Annotated in this window: 20 protein-coding genes; 15 read left to right on the top strand and 5 right to left on the bottom strand. The window is 64.8% G+C overall.

The window, feature by feature from the left end; all coding sequences use genetic code 11:
- The 11 genes from VKP01_RS08435 to VKP01_RS08485 all read left to right on the top strand — a co-directional run.
- On the top strand, positions 1-288 hold a 288-nt coding region (locus tag VKP01_RS08435; protein ID WP_324411708.1), incomplete at its 5' end, for a phosphoribosyltransferase.
- Between the two features lie 5 nt (positions 289-293).
- Positions 294-665: a response regulator gene (locus VKP01_RS08440; RefSeq protein ID WP_324411709.1), complete on the top strand. Its 372-nt coding sequence runs from the start codon at positions 294-296 to the stop codon at positions 663-665.
- Positions 666-756: 91 nt separating this feature from the next.
- A complete protein-coding gene (gene motA, locus VKP01_RS08445; protein WP_324411710.1) occupies positions 757-1,653 on the top strand; it encodes a flagellar motor stator protein MotA in 897 nt (298 codons plus the stop codon).
- The gene (locus VKP01_RS08450) at positions 1,653-2,636 is read left to right on the top strand and encodes a flagellar motor switch protein FliM (protein ID WP_324411711.1); all 984 of its coding nucleotides are present in this window, start codon (positions 1,653-1,655) and stop codon (positions 2,634-2,636) included. Before motA ends, VKP01_RS08450 begins: the two co-directional genes overlap by 1 nt.
- Positions 2,617-3,375 carry a hypothetical protein gene (locus VKP01_RS08455; protein ID WP_324411712.1) on the top strand — a complete coding sequence of 253 codons (759 nt, stop codon included), beginning with the start codon at positions 2,617-2,619 and terminating at the stop codon, positions 3,373-3,375. Before VKP01_RS08450 ends, VKP01_RS08455 begins: the two co-directional genes overlap by 20 nt.
- Before the next feature lie 199 nt (positions 3,376-3,574).
- Positions 3,575-3,910: a flagellar motor switch protein FliN gene (gene fliN / locus VKP01_RS08460; RefSeq protein WP_324411725.1), complete on the top strand. Its 336-nt coding sequence runs from the start codon at positions 3,575-3,577 to the stop codon at positions 3,908-3,910.
- 70 nt (positions 3,911-3,980) lie between these two features.
- Complete coding sequence (locus VKP01_RS08465) at positions 3,981-5,018, top strand: flagellar motor switch protein FliG (RefSeq protein ID WP_324411713.1); 1,038 nt, start codon at positions 3,981-3,983, stop codon at positions 5,016-5,018.
- A 32-nt stretch (positions 5,019-5,050) separates the two neighbouring features.
- Positions 5,051-6,151, top strand: a complete 1,101-nt coding sequence (locus VKP01_RS08470) for an EscU/YscU/HrcU family type III secretion system export apparatus switch protein (RefSeq protein WP_324411714.1) — start codon at positions 5,051-5,053, stop codon at positions 6,149-6,151.
- Between the two features lie 26 nt (positions 6,152-6,177).
- The gene (locus VKP01_RS08475) at positions 6,178-6,654 is read left to right on the top strand and encodes a hypothetical protein (RefSeq protein ID WP_324411715.1); all 477 of its coding nucleotides are present in this window, start codon (positions 6,178-6,180) and stop codon (positions 6,652-6,654) included.
- Between the two features lie 73 nt (positions 6,655-6,727).
- Entirely contained in the window at positions 6,728-7,027 is a 300-nt protein-coding gene (locus tag VKP01_RS08480) for a DUF4164 domain-containing protein (protein WP_324411716.1), read from the top strand.
- 43 nt (positions 7,028-7,070) lie between these two features.
- Positions 7,071-7,541, top strand: a complete 471-nt coding sequence (locus VKP01_RS08485; protein ID WP_414706553.1) for a cell division protein ZapA — start codon at positions 7,071-7,073, stop codon at positions 7,539-7,541.
- A gap of 15 nt (positions 7,542-7,556) precedes the next feature.
- Here VKP01_RS08485 and VKP01_RS08490 read toward each other — a convergent pair whose 3' ends face one another.
- Positions 7,557-8,168 carry a DUF2062 domain-containing protein gene (locus tag VKP01_RS08490; protein WP_324411717.1) on the bottom strand — a complete coding sequence of 204 codons (612 nt, stop codon included), beginning with the start codon at positions 8,166-8,168 and terminating at the stop codon, positions 7,557-7,559.
- Between the two features lie 523 nt (positions 8,169-8,691).
- Between VKP01_RS08490 and VKP01_RS08495 the strand changes: the two genes are divergently transcribed.
- Positions 8,692-10,083, top strand: a complete 1,392-nt coding sequence (locus VKP01_RS08495; protein ID WP_324411718.1) for an aspartate aminotransferase family protein — start codon at positions 8,692-8,694, stop codon at positions 10,081-10,083.
- Positions 10,084-10,130: 47 nt separating this feature from the next.
- On the opposite strand, the gene VKP01_RS08500 is transcribed toward VKP01_RS08495, so the two are convergent.
- Positions 10,131-11,747 (bottom strand): fumarate hydratase, encoded by a 1,617-nt coding sequence (locus tag VKP01_RS08500; protein ID WP_324411719.1) that lies wholly within the window; start codon positions 11,745-11,747, stop codon positions 10,131-10,133.
- A 296-nt stretch (positions 11,748-12,043) separates the two neighbouring features.
- On the opposite strand from VKP01_RS08500, the gene VKP01_RS08505 reads away from it, so the two are divergent.
- Together VKP01_RS08505 and VKP01_RS08510 are read left to right on the top strand one after the other, a co-directional pair.
- Positions 12,044-12,292: a type II toxin-antitoxin system VapB family antitoxin gene (locus VKP01_RS08505; RefSeq protein ID WP_074444154.1), complete on the top strand. Its 249-nt coding sequence runs from the start codon at positions 12,044-12,046 to the stop codon at positions 12,290-12,292.
- On the top strand, positions 12,289-12,702 hold the full coding sequence (locus tag VKP01_RS08510; protein WP_324411720.1) for a type II toxin-antitoxin system VapC family toxin: 414 nt from the start codon (positions 12,289-12,291) through the stop codon (positions 12,700-12,702). The genes VKP01_RS08505 and VKP01_RS08510 overlap by 4 nt, the downstream gene beginning before the upstream one ends.
- A 72-nt stretch (positions 12,703-12,774) precedes the next feature.
- Here the strand turns inward: VKP01_RS08510 and flhA are convergent, their stop codons facing one another.
- From flhA to VKP01_RS08525, 3 genes are all read right to left on the bottom strand, one after another.
- A complete protein-coding gene (gene flhA, locus VKP01_RS08515) occupies positions 12,775-14,946 on the bottom strand; it encodes a flagellar biosynthesis protein FlhA (RefSeq protein WP_324411721.1) in 2,172 nt (723 codons plus the stop codon).
- 98 nt (positions 14,947-15,044) lie between these two features.
- Complete coding sequence (locus VKP01_RS08520) at positions 15,045-17,258, bottom strand: xanthine dehydrogenase family protein molybdopterin-binding subunit (RefSeq protein ID WP_324411722.1); 2,214 nt, start codon at positions 17,256-17,258, stop codon at positions 15,045-15,047.
- Between the two features lie 11 nt (positions 17,259-17,269).
- The gene (locus VKP01_RS08525; protein ID WP_324411723.1) at positions 17,270-17,725 is read right to left on the bottom strand and encodes a (2Fe-2S)-binding protein; all 456 of its coding nucleotides are present in this window, start codon (positions 17,723-17,725) and stop codon (positions 17,270-17,272) included.
- Positions 17,726-17,927: 202 nt separating this feature from the next.
- Here VKP01_RS08525 and VKP01_RS08530 point away from each other — a divergent pair.
- Positions 17,928-18,488: GMC family oxidoreductase (locus tag VKP01_RS08530; protein WP_324411724.1), on the top strand; the 561-nt coding region annotated here is incomplete at its 3' end.

Below are 18,488 nucleotides of genomic sequence, written 5' to 3' on the forward strand. Positions count from 1 at the left end.
GAATCCGGACGCACCATCGTCTTCGCCAAGGATCTGATTGCCGCGCGCGGCGCGCGCCGTGTGCTCTCGGCGGTCCTGCTGGAAAAGCCCGGCAAGCGCGCCGTGCAGATCGAGGCGGATTTCGTCGGCTTCACCTGTCCCGATGTCTTCGTGGTCGGCTATGGCATGGATGTGGCGCATTCCTATCGGCAACTGCCCTTCGTCGGCGTGATCGATACCGGTGATACCGATCCCGATCTGTTCGAACCCGCGAGCGCAGCGACGGATGCAGCCGAGCCGGGAGCCTGACGCCGATGGCCAGAATCCTGCTCGTCGATGACGAAGAACCAGTGCGCGGCTTCCTCAGTCGCGGCCTCCAGCTCGACGGTCACGAGGTCGTCACCGCCGAGGACGGGGCCGAGGGGCTCGACACGCTCGAGGCGGCGGATACCCCTTTCGATCTGCTGCTCACCGATATCCGCATGCCGATCATGGACGGGATTGCGCTCGCGCTCGCTGCAAAGCGTGACTTTCCCGACCTGATCATCCTGCTGATGACGGGTTTCGCCGATCAGCGCGAGCGCGCCCGCGGGCTCGACGCCATCGTCGCGGACGTGCTCACCAAGCCCTTCTCCCTCGACGACATGCGCGCAGCAGTCAGCCGCGCGCTGGCGCAGACCGGCTGAGGCGAAGCCGCGACGCTTTCCGCGCATGCCTCGCGCAAGGCTCGGACGCTATTCCTGATTCTGCGATCACGGCAGTTCGGGAGTGCAAGCCTTGCTCATCATCATCGGCATCATCATCACGATGGCCTCGCTGCTCGGCGGGTTCTGGGCGATGGGTGGCCATGTGCCGGTCATCTGGCAGCCCTGGGAATTCGTCATCATCGGCGGCACGGCCTTCGGCACCTATATCGTCGCCAATTCGCCCAGCGCCATCAGGGATACCGGGCGCGCCTGCCTCGAGGCGGGCATGGGAAAGGTGCCGCGGCAGCGCGATTACCTCGATGTGCTCGGCCTGCTCTACATGCTCATGCGCGATATTCGCGCCAAGGGCCGCAACGAGGTGGAGCCGCATATCGACGATCCCCATAATTCCGAGATCTTCCAGCGCTTCCCGCTGGTGATGAAGCGCCCCGAATTGCTGCAATTCATATGCGATTACATGCGTCTGCTGGTCATCGGCAACGCCCGTTCGCACGAGATCGAATCACTGATGGACGAGGAGATCGAGACCATCCGGCGCGAGCGGCTCAAACCCTACAACGCCATGATGATCCTGGCCGAGGCGCTGCCGGCGCTGGGTATCGTCGCCGCCGTGCTCGGCGTGATCAAGGCCATGGGCGCGCTCGACCAGTCGCCGCAGCTGCTGGGCAGCCTGATCGGCGCGGCGCTGGTGGGCACCTTCACCGGCATCTTCGCCTCCTACGGGCTGGTCGCGCCGATGGCCTACAAGATCAAGGCCACCCGCGAACACCAGATGCGCCTCTACACCATCACCAAGCAGACCATCCTCGCCTTCATGAACGGGGCCCTGCCGCAGATCGCCCTCGAACACGGGCGCAAGGCAATTTCCTCCTACGACCGCCCCTCCATCGACGATGTCGAGAACGAGACCCTCGCGGCTGCAGGCCGCCCCGCCAATGACCGCGTGCCCAGCCAGGGAGCCGCATGATGATCGATTTCGATGATCTCGACGAAGACGGCAACATCAAGCCGGCCTCGGAGCGCGCCGCAGCGCGCACCGGAAACGCGATTTCCGACAAGCTGCTCGATGCCGCAGGCATCACCGTCGACCGCCTGCCGATGCTGCATGTGATATTCGACCGGGTGGCGACCTATTGCGCCGACGGGCTGCGCCACATGTCGGCCTCGCCCTCCTATTTCTCGGTGAGCAACATCGAGAGCGGACGCATCGGCGACATTCTCGAATTCTACGAGTCGAACGCCATCGCCGCCATGTTCCACGCCACCGAATGGGACACGCGGATTCTCGTGGGATTCGATCGCGATTTCATCTTCACCATGGTGGAGGTCCTGTTCGGTTCCGACGGCACCGAGCCGCCGGTCGACGAGGAGCGCGGCTTCTCCAATATCGAGACCCGCGTCGCCCAGACCCTGTTCGAGGAGGCCGGCAAGGCGCTCGCCACCGCCTTCGGCCCCGTGGCCCGGACCGGCTTCAAGCTGGAGCGTATGGAAACGCGCATGGATTTCGCCATTATCGGCCGACGCAACAATCTCTCCGTAGTCGCCAAGCTGCTGATCCAGGCGCTGGGGCGCGGCGGCGAGATGTTCGTCATCATCCCGCAATCGGCCCTGTCGCCGATGCGCCAGAACCTCGCCCATGTGCTCTCCGGGGACGGCGCCGGCGCCGATCCGCGCTGGACGCAGCAGATGCAGGCGGAGGTGCAGCGCACCCGCGTCTCGCTCGAGGCGATTCTCGAGGAGCGCATGATCACCCTGGGTGACGTGGCGCAGTTCCAGGTCGGCCAGGTGCTCGATCTGCAGGCCGGGCCGAAGACACCGGTACGGCTGCAATGCAATGGCCAGGCGCTGTTCTCATGCGCGCTCGGCCAGTCGAACGGTGCCTATACGCTGAAAATCGAAGCCGAGATCGATCAGCAACAGGAGTTCATTGATGCCCTCCACAGCCATTGACATCGCGCTCCTGGTAGCGCTGGTCTTCACCTGCGGCTTCTCCTTCGCCATGCTGCGCGAATTCCGCCACTTCAAGGCATATGCAAGCGAATACGGTCTCGCCCTGCACGATGCATCGCAGGCCATGGAGCGCGTCGACGCGGCGCTGGCACGTACCCATGACGAGGGGGCCCGTACGGCGATCACGCTGGGCGAACGGCTCGATGCCGCACAATGCACCCTTGATGCGCTGAAAGCGACCGAGACCGCCGCATCGGCGCAGCTCCTGCGCCTGCGAGAACGCATCCACGAGGCGCGCGATGCGGCCGCACGCGCCGAATCCGCGATCCGTGCGCCGGACGATCCGCAAGGGGACGCCAATGCCGGGCCGGATGCCGAAGGACACGCGCAGGCACGGAGCTGGACGCAGAGCAAGGCGACCGCAGCCGGACGCCGCAAGGGCGGTGGCAGCAAGAGCGGTGATGGCAATGCCGCTGGCGACAAGTCTGCTGGCGGCAAGTCTGCTGGCGGCAAGACGCTGCGCAAGAGCCGGGCCGGCACCGCGCCCGAACCCGCCGAAGCGGAAGCCGCCGCCATGGCCATACATCACAACGAAGCTGCAGAGCCCGCGACCGTCACGGAAAACCGCGGCACGCTGGCACTTGCCCCCGCCGAGAAGGCAGCGCGGAACGCCCCGCGCACCCGCAAGATCCTTTCCTGGCCCGTCATCCGCAGCACCGGAATCGCAGCCGGCACCTGAGGGCTGATCCCGAACACTCCAGAGGTAGAATCCGATGACCCAGAAGAACACCACCGCGAACAAGTCCCGCAATGCCGGCCGCAAGGCCGAAGCGCCCGACAGTGATGCCCCGCAGCACGAGGCCGACACGGCAGCCGAGTCGCCGGCGCAGCCATTCACCGCCAAGGCCGCCGCGAGCGTCGCCGATCTCGCCGAAGAAATGGCACGCGACACGCATGCCGCCGGCTTCGCCGACGAGGCCGAGGAAACGCTGCATGACGCGCATGCGGGCTACAATCTCGATTCGATCATGCGCATCCCGGTCTCGATCCAGGTCGTGCTCGGCTCGGCCTCCATGCCGGTGGCCAATCTGATGAAGCTCGGGCGCGGCGCCGTGGTGCCGCTCGATCACCGTGTCGGCGAACCGGTCGACGTGGTGGTGAACGGACGTGTCGTGGCGCGCGGCGAAGTGGTCGTTGTCGAGGACGACAATTCCCGCTTCGGCGTCTCGCTGACCGAGATCGTCACGGCACAGAGCACCTCCGCCGGTTTCTGAGGCTGCGCGGCGCTGCCGGCCTGCGGCGGACCGCACAGGCAACCTTTGCAATTCCAGGGGATGATACGAGATGACGGCGCTTGCGGCCTATGAGGCCACCCTGCCCAAACCGCGTGAACTGGAAGGCGCCGACAAGGTCGCCGCCCTGATGCTCGCCCTCGATCCGGAGATCGCGCGGCGGCTGATGGGGCGCTTCGAACCGCCCGAGCTCAAACGCATCTCGCGGGCCGCCGCCGATCTCGGCGTGGTCAGCGCAACGGAGCTGGAGACGGTGATCGAGGAATTCGCGCTGGAATTCTCCTCGGGAACCTCGCTTTTCGGCACCGCCAACGAGGTCGAGCGGCTGCTCTCGGGCATCCTGCCACCCGAGCAGGTCAGCGAGATCATGCAGGAGGTGATCGGCAATACCAACCGCTCGATCTGGGAGCGGATCTCCGGTGTCTCGGAGGGTATTCTCGCAGCCTATCTGCAGAAGGAGCATCCGCAGACGGCGGCCCTGATCCTCTCCAAGGTGAAGCCCTCCTGCGCGGCCAAGGTGATGAGCCAGATGCCCAAGGACATGCGCAACTCGCTGATGCGGCGCATGCTCTCCTTCAAGCCGGTGGTCGAGGAGACCATGCGCATCGTCGAGAAGACGCTGCACGAGGATTTCATGCTGAACTTCGCCCGCAATATGGGCGTCGACACGCATTCACGCATGGCCGACATCATCAACAAGATGGAACGCGACCAGATGGAGGACGTGCTCGACAGCCTGGCCGAGGCGCGCCCGAAGGCGGCGGAGATCCTGAAAGGGCTGCTCTTCACCTTCGAGGATGTCATCAACCTGGTGCCGCGTGCGCGCGCGGCGATTCTCGACCAGATTCCCACCGAACGCCTCGTCATCGCGCTCAAGGGCACAGAGCCCGATTTCCGCGACGCCATCCTCTCTTCGCTGGGCACCCGCGCGCGGCGCATGGTGGAGAACGAACTCGCATCGGGCGAGGCCGTGGCGCAGAAGGATGTCATCGAGGCGCGGCGCATGGTCACCGATCTCGCCCTCGAAATGGCGGGACGGGGCGAAATCGAACTCAACCCGGACCAGGACGAAGGTGCCTATATCCGCTGATTCCGATCCACTGCCACTGACGGAGAGAGACGGTGTCGGAGGAGCAGGACCGCGCCAGCAAGACCGAGGAGCCGACGGAAAAGAAGATCCAGGATGCGCTCGAAAAAGGGAATGTCCCGGTCTCGAAGGAGGCCCTGACCTTCTCTTCGATCGTCTCGATCCTCGCCATCTGCTTCCTCTATATCAGCCACGGCATCACGGGTCTCGCGGGCGCGCTCCAGCGCTTCATCGACGACCCGGCCGGGATCGCACTGCATGACGGATCGGATGCGACCAGCCTCATGCATGCCATCGCTGCGGCCAGCGGCTGGTTCCTCCTGCCGCTCGTGGCGCTCCTCGCCGTGGGCGGGCTCTCGGCCTCCTTCCTGCAGAACCGGCCCCGCCTCGTGGGGGAACGCATCAAGCCCAGGCTCAACCGGATCTCGCCGAAATCCGGCTTCAGGCGACTCTTCGGTGAGCAGGGCTGGATGGAATTCGGCAAGGCGATCTTCAAACTGGCGATCATAGGTTTCGTCATCGCCGCCCTGTTCTTCTTCGATGCGCATCGGGTGGTGAGTGCGATGTATTCCGACCCCTCCGCCCTGCCCGAACTCCTTCTGGCCTTGACCGTGCGCCTGCTGACGGCGGTTTGTATCGCCACGATCCTGCTCGTCATCGTCGACATCATCTTCTCGCGTGCGCATTGGCGCAAGGAACTGCGCATGACGCGGCAGGAGGTGAAGGACGAGCACAAGCAGATGGAGGGCGATCCCCACATGAAGGCGAAGATGCGCTCGCTTGCCCGCGATCGCTCGCGCCGGCGCATGATCGCCGATGTGCCACGCGCCACCATCGTCATCGCCAATCCCACCCATTACGCCATCGCCCTGCGCTACGTGCTCGAAGAAGGCGGCGCGCCGGTGGTCGTGGCCAAGGGCAAGGATCTCGTGGCGCTCAAGATCAGGGAAGTGGCCGAGGCCAATGCGATTCCGGTGATCGAGGACAAACCGCTCGTGCGATCGATGTACGACAAGGTCGAGCTGGATTATCCGATCCCGCCCGAATTCTATCAGGTCGTTGCCGAATTGCTTTACCTGTTTCACTATAATAAGAACAATCCGGTCGGTTCGGGCGCCGGATCAGGCCTGTCCTGAGGCCTGGCAGGCATGGATAAGCTGCGATGAAGAAAGAAAGACATCTTCCCGGCCTTCTCGAAAGGGAACAGCTCATCGGCGACGCCGTCAAGTCGGTGGCCGCAGAGCTGCGCCTTGTCGATCTCGATATTCTCGCGCGGTTCATCTATTTCGAACAGCATGCCAATATCGCCGACCTCATCGCGTCGTCATGCGAAATGTTCTTCAAGGAGAACACGCTGATCTATGGCTCGCGCGCCGATATCGAGCTGAAATGGGGCGAGATTCCGAATGTCGTGCTCGATCTGGAATTCCATCATCAGGGCGTGCAGGTCTTCTTCGCCCTCGCCCTGCGCCCGCTGGTCGCCGCCGTCGACGTCCATGCCATCACCTTCGAGGGTGACGGGCATACGCCGGCGCAAAACACCGCCCGCCTGATCGCCGCCCTCGACGATGCCCGGATCGGCACCGACAACCGCCTTGCCGCCGCCGGCATCGCTACCGAGGCGCCGCGCCACCAATGATGCCCGCGCTTGCCCTCGCGCATCGCAATCTCTAGGCTGACCCGGGCTTAGCGGGAGTAGAAGGCGTCGCGTGATGGATGTTTCGCTCGAGGAAGCGATCGGCAAACTCGACAATGCATTGGGTATGCTGGAAGCCGCCGTGAATCGGCGGATCGCCGTGGATCATGCCCGTGCGGATCTCGAAACCGAATTGCAGATCATGCAGGATGACCGTGCCCGGCTCGCCGTCGAACTCGACAGCGCCAGCAACAGGCTCGGCAACGTCGAAGCCGCGACGCAGGATGTGTCGCGTCGGGTGACGCGCGCCATTGCTACGATCGAAGAGGTGCTGGCCCACCAGGAGCCCGAAGCGGGCGATCCGGGGCATCGCTGAGGGGTTTCGCCGCACTTGCGGGGAGTGAACCGGGGAGAGCAAGGTGCCGCAGGTCACGGTCAACATCGCGGGCAAGAGTTATCGCATGGCCTGCGCCGATGGCGAAGAGACCCATCTCGACGGCCTCGCCCGGCTTCTCGACGGGCGTATCGCGGAGATGCGGGAGGCTTTCGGCGAGATCGGCGACATGCGCCTGCAGGTGATGGCGGCGCTCACCCTCGCCGACGAACTCGGCGAAGCGCGCAGCAGAACCGCACGGCTCGAGGCCGAGATCGCGGAGCTGAAGGGGATCGTGGCCAATGGCGATGCGCGCGCCCATGACAGCGAAACGCGTCTTGCGGACGCTATCGTGAAGGCATCCGAGCGCATCGAACGCCTCGCCCGCAACCTCAATGCCGCGAGCAGCTCGGCCATGCCGGGGCAGAATGCGATGTCGGGCAGGGCTACGGGCGCGAGGAATCAGGGTGACAGGGACGCAGCAGGCGGCGGTCACGGCGAACGTGACCCCGGCTGAAGGACACAGCAATCTTCACAAATCGCCGGAGGGCGGCACCGTCTTGCTGTTCTGCAACGGCTCGCGGCGGGCACGTCGACGCGCCCGTGCGCGCTGCATGCTCACTACGGAACTGCGCACGACCATGTAGGAAATCACGAATGTGATGATACCGAGCGGCACCGCTCCCACCGTCATGGTGGTCAGCACGGGCCAGAGCTGGTCAAGATCGACGGAGAACAGGCCGCGTTCGATCAATTGCTCACTTTGTGATTCGACCGCGTCCGAATCCGGCATCTTTTCGTCATCGAGGAAGGAAAAGATCCAGCGCCCTGTCTCGTAGGTGGCGGCGAAGATGAACGGGAAGCTGAGTGGATTGCCAACGACCGTCCCAAGGGCTGCGGCCAGCATGTTACCGCGCGTGATGAAGGCGACGACGAAGCTCAAGACGAAATGGAACCCGAGCAGCGGTGTGAAGGAGCAGGCCGCACCCGAGGCAAAACCGGCTGCAATCGCGTGCGGTGTCGCCGAAAGCCGGGGCAGGCGCTTGGCGAGGTAGATGAAAGGACGCGTGATGCCGCGCTTCGGCCAGAGCGCGCCGCGCAGCTTTTCACGCCAGTTCGGGCTCTTGCGCCGTCCAAACAGCATTCTGTCGCGCTTCTCCTGCCAGTCGCGTCAGGTCCGGTGCGCCACGTCACAGGCAAGCCCGACGGAAAAGCTTTTTTCAGGATCCGAGCCATTGCTGCACAACGGCTCGCCCCGAGACATGCGATTGCCCGCGCGCCGCGCGGTACAGATCGGATCCGGATGAATGACCCGGCATGTTCCTGTAACGGAAATGCCGCGGCCCGCATAGTGCAATGGCCATCCTGATCACCAGCCTCATGTCGGGACGAGGGCAGTGGCGGACAAGGGCGTTGCTTCAGCATGCGGCGCAGGCATGGATGCATGCAGCCAAATTCGGTATTCCATCAGGTTTCCGCCCTGCTTCATCATCGCAGGTGAGCGTTGCAGAGAGGCGTGAACATCGCGTTGACGTGACAGACCAAACGGGCCGCGAGGCCGCCGGGATGCGGCCCGGATCGGGCTTACACAAAGGAAGATCAGTCCCACCCTCTCATGCGAAGGCTCTATGCTCGCCGCGACGACGAATCGAGCGACGGAGGATATCATGCTGCGCGACGACGCCACCCTCGACAACAGCCTCACCGCCTGGGACCGCGACCATTTCTTCCATCCCTCGACCCATATGGGCGGCCATGCGCGCGGCGAGACGCCCACCCGCATCGTCGCCGGTGGCGAGGGCTGCCACATCGTCGATCGCGATGGCCGCACCAGCCTCGACGCCTTTGCGGGGCTTTATTGCGTCAATGTCGGCTATGGCCGCGCAAAGATCGCCGATGCGATCGCGCAGCAGGCCTCGCAACTCGCCTATTATCACGCCTATGCCGGTCATGGCAGCGAGGCGGCGATCACCCTGTCGAAGATGATCATCGACCGCGCCCCCGCAGGCATGAGCCGGGTCTATTACGGCCTCTCCGGCTCGGATGCCAACGAGACCAACATCAAGCTGGTCTGGTACTACAACAACATCCTCGGGCGCCCGGAGAAGAAGAAGATCATTTCGCGCTGGCGCGGTTACCATGGATCGGGCGTGATGACGGGCAGCCTCACCGGGCTGGAACTGTTCCACAACGCCTTCGACCTGCCGCGTGCCCCGATCCTGCACACACAGGCGCCGTATTTCTACCGCCGCCCCGATCGCTCCATGGACGAGGAGGCCTTCAGTCGCTTCTGTGCGCAGGAGCTCGAAGACCTGATCGACGCGGAGGGGCCGGAAACCATCGCCGCCTTCATCGGCGAGCCGCTGCTCGGCACCGGCGGCATCGTACCCCCGCCGAAGGGCTACTGGGCCGCGATCCAGGCCGTGCTCGACAAACACGACATCCTGCTGATCGCCGACGAAGTCGTGACCGGATTCGGGCGCATGGGAACCATGTTCGGCTCCGACCATTACGGCATGAAGCCCGACCTGATCACCATCGCCAAGGGCCTCACCTCCGCCTATGCGCCGCTCTCCGGCGTGATCGTCGGCGAGAGGGTCTGGGAAGGTCTCGTCAAGGGTTCGGACATGATGGGGCCGATCGGCCATGGCTGGACCTATTCGGCGCATCCGCTGTGTGCGGCAGCCGGCGTGGCCAATCTGGAGCTGATCGACGAGCTCGGCCTCGTGGAGAATGCCGGCAAGGTCGGCGCCTATCTCAATGCCGGCCTGCGCGATGCGCTGGCCGATCATCGCCATGTCGGCGAGGTGCGCGGCGAGGGCATGATCGCCGCCTTGGAATTCGTGCAGGACCGCGATGATCGCGTCTTCTTTGACCCGTCGCGCAAGATCGGGGCCCAGCTCGCCGCCGCGATGCTGGAGCGCGGCGTGATCGCCCGCGCCATGCCGCAGGGCGACATTCTCGGATTCGCGCCGCCGCTCTGCCTCACGGAGGCGGAAGCCGATACCGTCATCGCCGCGGCGGTCGGTGCCGTGGAGGATGTGTTCGGGCGTGGTTGAAAGCACGCTTCGGCGCCGGGAAGTCACCGGCGCCGCAAGACTTCGTGTCAGCCCAGATTGAGCTCGCGGAAGAAGTCATTGCCCTTGTCGTCAATGACGATGAAGGCGGGGAAATCCTCGACCTCGATCTTCCAGATGGCCTCCATGCCGAGTTCGGGATATTCCAGAACCTCGACCTTCCTGATGCAATCCTGCGCGAGGCGCGCCGCCGGACCGCCGATCGAGCCGAGATAGAAGCCGCCATGGGCCTGGCAGGCCTGGCGCACCTGGGCCGAGCGGTTGCCCTTGGCCAGCATCACCATGGAGCCGCCGGCAGCCTGGAACTGGTCGACGAAGGAATCCATCCGCCCCGCCGTGGTCGGCCCGAACGAGCCGGAGGCGTAACCTTCCGGCGTCTTGGCCGGGCCCGCATAATAGACCGGGTGGTTCCTGAGATAATCCGGCATCGGTTCGCCGCGATCGAGCCGCTCGCGGATCTTCGCATGGGCGAGATCGCGCGCCACGATCATCGGCCCCGACAGCGAGACCCGGGTGCGGATCGGGTGCTTCGAGAGCGCCCCGAGAATCTCCGACATCGGCTGGTTGAGATCGATGCGCACGACATCGCCGCCGAGGCTCGCCTCGTCCACTTCGGGAAGGTAATCCGCCGGATGCGTCTCTAGTTGCTCAAGGAAAACCCCCTCGCGGGTGATCTTGCCGAGCGCCTGGCGATCCGCCGAGCAGGAGACGCCGAGCCCGATCGGCAGCGAGGCGCCGTGGCGCGGCAGGCGGATGACACGCACGTCGTGGCAGAAATACTTGCCGCCGAACTGCGCCCCGACGCCGAGTTGCTGTGTCATCTTGTGGACTTCCTCCTCCATCGCGAGATCGCGGAAGGCGTGGCCGTCCTCGCTGCCCTCGGTGGGCAGGGCGTCGAGATAGCGGGTGGAGGCGAGCTTCACGGTCTTGAGATTGAGCTCGGCGCTGGTCCCGCCGATGACGATGGCGAGGTGGTAGGGCGGGCAGGCGGCGGTGCCGAGCGTCAGGATCTTCTCCTTGAGGAAGGCCATCATCCGGTCCTTGGTCAGGACCGAAGGCGTCGCCTGATAGAGGAAGGTCTTGTTCGCGGAGCCACCGCCCTTGGCCACAAACAGGAACTTGTAGGCATCCTCGCCCTCGGCATAGAGCTCGATCTGGGCGGGGAGATTGTTCCTGGTATTCTTCTCCTCGAACATGGAGAGCGCCGCGAGCTGCGAATAGCGCAGGTTCTTCTTGTCATAGGCATCGCGAATACCCTGCGCGATGGCGTCCTCGTCGCCGCCATCGCTCCAGACGAAGCGGCCCTTCTTGCCCATGACGATGGCGGTGCCGGTATCCTGGCACATGGGCAGCACGCCGCCGGCTGCGATATTGGCGTTCTTGAGCAGATCATAGGCCACGAAACGGTCATTCGACGTGGCTTCGGGATCTTCCAGGATCTTGCGCAGTTGGGCCAGATGGCCGGGGCGCAAGAGGTGGTTGATATCCATCATCGCCTGCTCGGCGAGGAGCCGCAGGGCCTCCGGCTCCACCACGATCATCTCGCGCTCACCCATCTTTTCCACCGTGACGCCCTCGCTGGTGAGCTTGCGATAGGGGGTGGTGTCGGGGCCGAGGGGGAAGAGCGCGTGTCGGGTATGAGCCATGATCGTCTCTCTTGCTGGCGGCGGATCGCGCCGTGAGGGAAGAGCGCGTCGCGTGACGCGGCAATGCCGCGCTGTTTAAGGCTTCTGTGGAGATATTCCAAGGGAGGATTCGGCGAGGGAGGATTCGGCGAGGGGGATTCGGCGAGGGGGATTTGGCGAGGGGGATTACAGGGCATGAACGCGCGGGGCGGAGCGAAGGAACCGCAACGACCAGCTTGCCGGCAAGCCACCAGCTGCCATCTTGCCAGCAATAACCGCCGATGATATGGTTCGACCAATCGAAACAGGAGGATATCGTGGCCGAACCGCAACTCTCCGTACGCAGCGCCAGAGCGCGTGATCTCGCACGCCGGCTCGCCCGGCGCGAAAATCGCTCCATTGCCGATATCGTCGAGCGGGCGCTCGAATCCTACGAGATTCGCGCGACCGGGCGCGAGCCTGCCTCTCGCTTCTATGAGCGTATTTCCGCGACCTGCGGAACCGATATCGATCTGGAGGCTGTCATCCGCGAGAATCGAAAGGCCCATACAGGGCCTGAACTATGATCTTCATCGATACGAACGTCATCTCGGAAACCTTGAAGAAGGCGCCTGACCCCTCTGTCATGGCATGGCTGGTCAGGCACGATTCCGAATTGGCGCTACCGAGCGTCGCCATCGCCGAAATAGCGTTCGGCATCCAGAAAATCCGCCCTGATCAACGCGCTGATCGATTGGAACAGGGGCTCTCCGATTGGCGGGAGCGGTTTTCCGATCGGATTTTCGGGCTGAATGAAGCTGCCGCGCTGTCATACGGCGAGATCATGGGCACCGCCATGCGCCGGGGGCGGCCAATGTCAACCCCGGACGGGATGATCGGGGCCATCGCCGCCGTGAACGGCGGGCGGCTGGCAACGCGAAATCTCGCGGATTTTGCCACAACGGGCCTCGAACTCATTAACCCGTGGGACTTCTGAGCCTTTATCCGGGCCGTCAATTCCGGATTACGCTCTGCCAGATCGATTGTCGAACGCACCCCGCACCCCGCCTCAGACACTGCCCACCGTCTGCAGGCGCGTGCGGGTATGGATTTCGCCCTGGCTCATCACCGGCGTCTCGCGGCGGAAGCGCTCGATGATGGAGCGCACGAAGGGCCGTGTCTGGATCGAGGTGACGAGCACCGGCATCTGACCCTGCTGGGCCGCCTGCTCGAAAGCGTCGCGCACGGCGGCGACGAATTCCGAGAGCTTCGAGGGCTGCATCGCCAGATGACGGTCCTCGCCCTGGCCGACGATGGCATCCATGAAGGCCTGTTCCCAGGACGGCGAGAGGGTGACGATCGGCAATTGCCCGTTGGGGCCGATATATTGCGCGCAGATCTGGCGCCCCAGCCGCATGCGCACATGCTCGACGATGTCGCGCGGATTCTTGACGCTGCCCACGACCTCGGAAACCGCCTCCAGAATCGCCCCGAGATCGCGGATCGAGACGCGTTCGGCGAGGAGCAGCTGCAGGACGCGCTGGATGCCGGTCGTCGTGATCTGGCTCGGCACGATCTCCTTGAGCAGATCGGCATGATCCTTGGGCAGTTCGGCGAGCAGCTTCTGCACCTCGATATGGGTGAGCAGTTCCGGCATATGCGCCTTGATCACCTCGGTGAGATGGGTCGAGAGCACGGTTGCGGCATCGACCACGGTATAGCTGCGCAGTTGCGCCTGCTCGCGCAGACCCGCATCGATCCAGGTCGCGGGCAGGCCGAAGGTCGGTTCGAGCATGTGCTGGCCCGGCAGCTGCACCTGCCCGCCCATCGGATCGATTGCCATGAACTGGCCGGGGAAGATCTTGCCGGTTCCTGCCTCGATCTCCTTGACGCGGATGATGTAATCGTTGGCCTCGAGCTGGACGTTGTCGAGGATGCGCACGCTCGGCATGACGAAGCCCATCTCGGCGGCGAGCTGCCGGCGCAGGGCCTTGATCTGGTCGGTCAGGCGCTCGCCCTCGTTGCTGCCATTGACGAGCGGCAACAGTGCATAACCGATTTCGACCTTGAGGTCGTCGATCTTGAGCACTTCCGAAATCGGCTCCTCGGCAGGCTCGGCCGGTTCCTGCGGCGCACGCGGCTTGCCCTTTGCGTCAAGGTTCGTCGCCTCATGCTCGCGCGCCTTCGCCTGCTTGCCGACGTAATAGGCGAGCGTCCCGGCACCGGCGGCGAGTGCGAGAAAGGGCAGCATCGGGATACCCGGCAGGAGCGCGAGCGCCACCATCACCATGGCCGACATGCCGAGCGCTTTCGGATAATGCGCGAGCTGCTGGCCGAGCGCCTTGTCGGCGGCGCCCTTGACGCCGGATTTGGAAACGAGCAGGCCCGCCGCTGTCGAGACGATCAGAGCCGGGATCTGCGAGACGAGGCCGTCGCCGACGGTGAGCATGGTATAGCTCGCCGCCGCATCGCCGAAGCTCATCCCCATCTGCGCCACGCCGATGATGATGCCGCCGATGACGTTGATGAAGACGACCAGAAGGCCGGCAATGGCGTCGCCGCGCACGAATTTCGAGGCACCATCCATCGAACCGAAAAACGAGCTCTCATCCTCCAGCTTGGTGCGCCGACGCCGCGCCTCGTCTTCGTCGATCAGGCCGGCGGAGAGATCGGCATCAATCGCCATCTGCTTGCCGGGCATCGCGTCGAGGGTGAAGCGCGCCGCGACCTCCGCGATACGGCCCGAGCCCTTGGTGATGACGACAAAATTCACCAGGACGAGGATGGCGAAGACGATCACCCCGATGACGAAATTCCCGCCCATGACGAAGCCGCCAAAGGCTTCGATCACGTAGCCCGCCGCATCCGTCCCCTCATGGCCATGGCTGAGGATCAGCCGGGTCGAGGCCAGATTGAGCGACAGCCGCAGCATGGTCGCGATCAGCAGAACCGTCGGAAAGGACGAGAATTCAAGCGGCTCCTCGATGAACAGGGCCGTCATCATGATCAGCACCGAGAAGATGATCGAGACCGCCAGCAGCAGATCGAGGACCGGCGCCGGCATCGGAAAGATCAGCACGATCAGGATACCGATTACCCCGAGGGCAAGCAGCAGGTCGGTGCGCCGCGTATAGGTCGCGAGCCCGCGCAGACCCGGCAGGCTGACACCATCCGTGGCGCTTGCCCCGGCCGCGCTCTGGGCAGGGCCGCTGGCCGTTACCGCATTCGCCGAATCGCTCATCAAACCCCTCACCGAACCACCCGGCAAGTTTTGCCGGGTGTATGGTTACTGAAGGGTTAAAACCGGCATGATCAGGCACCGCGCGCCTTGCCGAACGGTCAGGCGCCGCGCGCCCTGGAGAGGTCGATCGGCAGCGCGCGTATGCGCAGGCCCGTAGCGGCATGGACGGCGTTGCAGATTGCCGGCGCCAGCGGCGGCACACCCGGCTCGCCCATACCCGTGGGCGGCGCATCGGATGCGACGAGATGCACCTCGACCCGTGGCATCTCGGAAAACCGGGTCGGTTGAAACGTGTCGAAATTGCCCTCGACCACGCGGCCCTCATCCAGTGAGACGGCATTCCGCAGGACCGAGGAGAGCGCGAAGCCGATGGCGCCCTCGACCTGGGCGCGGACATTGTCGGGATTGATCACGATGCCGCAATCCACCGCCGCGACGATACGTTCGACGCGGACATCGTCGCCTTCGACGGCGACTTCCGCCACCATCGCCACATGCGAGCCGAAGGAGCGATGCACCGCGACGCCGCGCCCTCGCCGGATACCGTCGCCCATCGGCATCTCGCCGCCCCATCCGGACCTGTCCGCGGCGAGCCGCAAGACGGTGGCATCGCGCGGTGATTGCCCGAGAAAATACAACCGATAGGCGACGGGATCGGCACCGGCGATGGCGGCGAGTTCATCCATCATGGTCTCTGTCACCTGCGCCGTATGGGTGTGCCCCACCGAGCGCCACCACAGCACGGGAACCTGCTCACGCGTATTGTGGACCTCGAGCCGGAAATCATCAAGCGCATAGATCGGATCATCCGCACCCTCTACCATCTGGTGTTCGATGCCGGAGAAGTCCATTGCTTCGAAGGGGCTGCCGGCCAGGATCGGCTTGCCGACGATGCGCTGGACCCAGGAGCGCGGCAGGTTGTCGGCGCCGAGCCCAACCAGCACGCGGTGATGCACCATCGGGCGATAATAGCCCGCGCGCATATCGTCCTCGCGCGTCCAGACCAGATGAATCGGCGCGCGCTCTCCCGTCGCCTTGAGAATATGAGCGGCTTCGGCGATCCAATCGGAAGTCGTCGCGCCCCGGCGCCCGAAGGAGCCGCCCGCAAACAGCGTATTCAGCGTCACCCGATCCGCCGTGACGCCCATGATCCGCGCGATCACCGCTTGATCAAGCGTCTGCATCTGGAAGGCACCCCAGGCCGCGTAGCCGCCATCCGCCTTGCGTTCGACCACGCCATTCAGAGGCTCCATGGCCGCGTGGGCGAGATAGGGAAAGTCGTATGCCGCCTCGATGATGCGCACGGCATTGCGCATACCGGCATTCGCGTCGCCCCGAAAGGCCGCACGCCGTCCCGGCTCGAGGCCGAGCGCATGAAATTCCGCGCGCAGATCATCGCTGGAGCGCGTCTCGGCGCGGCTCTCGTCCCAGCGGACCTGCAGCGCCTCACGCCCCTTCATCGCCGACCAGGTGTCGCGCGCGACCACGGCGACGCCGGTCGGGATGGCCACGACATCGACCACGCCGGGCACCGCACGCGCGGACGTATCGTCGAAGCCTGCGAGCCGCGCACCGAAGCGCGGCGGATGCGCCACCATGGCGGTGAGCTGGCCTGGGCGGCGGATATCGAGGGAATAGACCGCTTCCCCGCGCGCCTTCGCCGCCCCGTCAAGACGCGGGCGGTGCTTGCCGACATGGACGAAATCCGCACGGGTCTTCAGGATCGGATCAGCGGGAATCGCGCGCGCAGCCGCAGCGGCGGCAAATGCGCCGAAACCGGTTTCACGTCCGCTCCCCGGATGGCGGATGCGCCCCTTCGTGACAATGACATCGCCCGGCGCGACACCCCATTCCTGCGCAGCGGCGCCAATCAGCATGGCGCGCGCTGCAGCACCGGCCTTGCGCAGTTGCATCCAGGAATTGGGTATGCCGGTGGAAGCGCCCGTTCCCTGCACGGGTCCGAAGCTGAGATTGTTGTAGAGGCGATGATCGGCAGGGGCGAAAGCAAAGCGCATCTGCTCCCAATCCGCATCGAGCTCCTCGGCGACAATGGTAGTGAGCCCAGTCGCGATGCCCTGCCCCATATCCAGATGCTTGATCAGCACAGTCACCGTATCGTCGGCATCGATGCGGATGAAGGCGTCGGGGCGCGCCGGCGGATCGAATTCAGGCGCGTCCGCTGCCGCGCCGGCACGGCGCGCCCCGAATCCGGTCGCGGCGCCGACGATCAGAGCGCCAGTCAACGCCGCTCCGCCCTTCAGCAGACTGCGGCGCGAGGGACGGGAGAGATCCGTGAGCGGGCGGAAAAGCATGACGATCTCCCTCAGGCCAAGGCGGTGGCGGCGTCGCGCACGGCGTCGCGGATACGTTGATAAGCGCCGCAGCGGCACAGATTGGCGTCCATCGCCTGCGCGATCTCGTCATCGCTCGGATCGGCGTTTTGCGACAAAAGATCGATGGCGCGGATGATCTGGCCCGGCTGGCAATAGCCACATTGCGAGACATCGCGGGCGATCCAGGCCCCGATCACCGCATCGGCGACGCGCCCCTTCGCCCCCTCGATCGTGGTGATCGTCGCGCCGTCGACATCCTCCAGCGGCACCACGCAGGCCGGCATGGCCATGTCGTTGACGAGGACGAGGCAGGCGCCGCATTGCGCGATGCCGCAGCTGTATTTCGCGCCGGTCAGCCCGAGATGATCACGCAGGGCCCAGAGCAGCGGCATCTGCGGATCAAGATCGAGCTCATGGCTCTCGCCGTTGACCGTCAGACTGATCATCACCCACTCCCGCCTTGCCTGTCTATCGCCTGCAAATTCGCCACCTTTAAGTAAGAAAGGCTAACACGCGCTGCCACCCCGGCAAGCACGAACGGCCCGAAAATCGGGCAAGTGCGGCGGCGCAAAGCCGCATCCGCAGCCTTCGCCTTGCCAGGCGTCGCTTTCTGGCCGAACGTCTCGCGGAAGCGGAGGGTTGCGTCGCATGCAGGATCAGGAGCCCCGGGCCGCCGGGACGTTCGATTATATCGTTGTGGGCGGCGGCACGGCGGGTTGCGTTCTCGCCAACCGGCTGAGCGCGGATCCGCGCAACAGCGTGCTCGTGATCGAGGCGGGCGGCATGCCCCGCTCACCCTGGATCGACATTCCCGCCGCTTTCGGCAAGACCTGGAAGGATCCACGTTTCAACTGGAACTTCGCCACCCATCCCGAGCCTGGCACAGGCGACCGGGCGATCCCCGTGCCGCGCGGGCGCAGCCTCGGCGGATCGAGCCTGATCAACGGCAGCATCTATGTGCGCGGCCAGCGCCAGGATTACGATCTCTGGGCGCAGTCGGGAGCGCGCGGCTGGAGCTTTGCCGATGTGCTGCCGTATTTTCGCAAGCTGGAGCGCTTTGCCGACGATACCCCGGATGCCGGGCTGCGCGGCACGGAGGGGCCGATGGACGTCATCCGCGTGCCCGAGCGCCACCCCCTGCTCGACGCCTTCATCGCCTCCGGGCAGGCGGCTGGGCATCCGCTCAACACCGATTACAATGGCGCCTCC

Origin of the sequence: Saliniramus sp. (genome assembly GCF_035311605.1) — a bacterium.
GTDB lineage: Bacteria > Pseudomonadota > Alphaproteobacteria > Rhizobiales > Beijerinckiaceae > Saliniramus.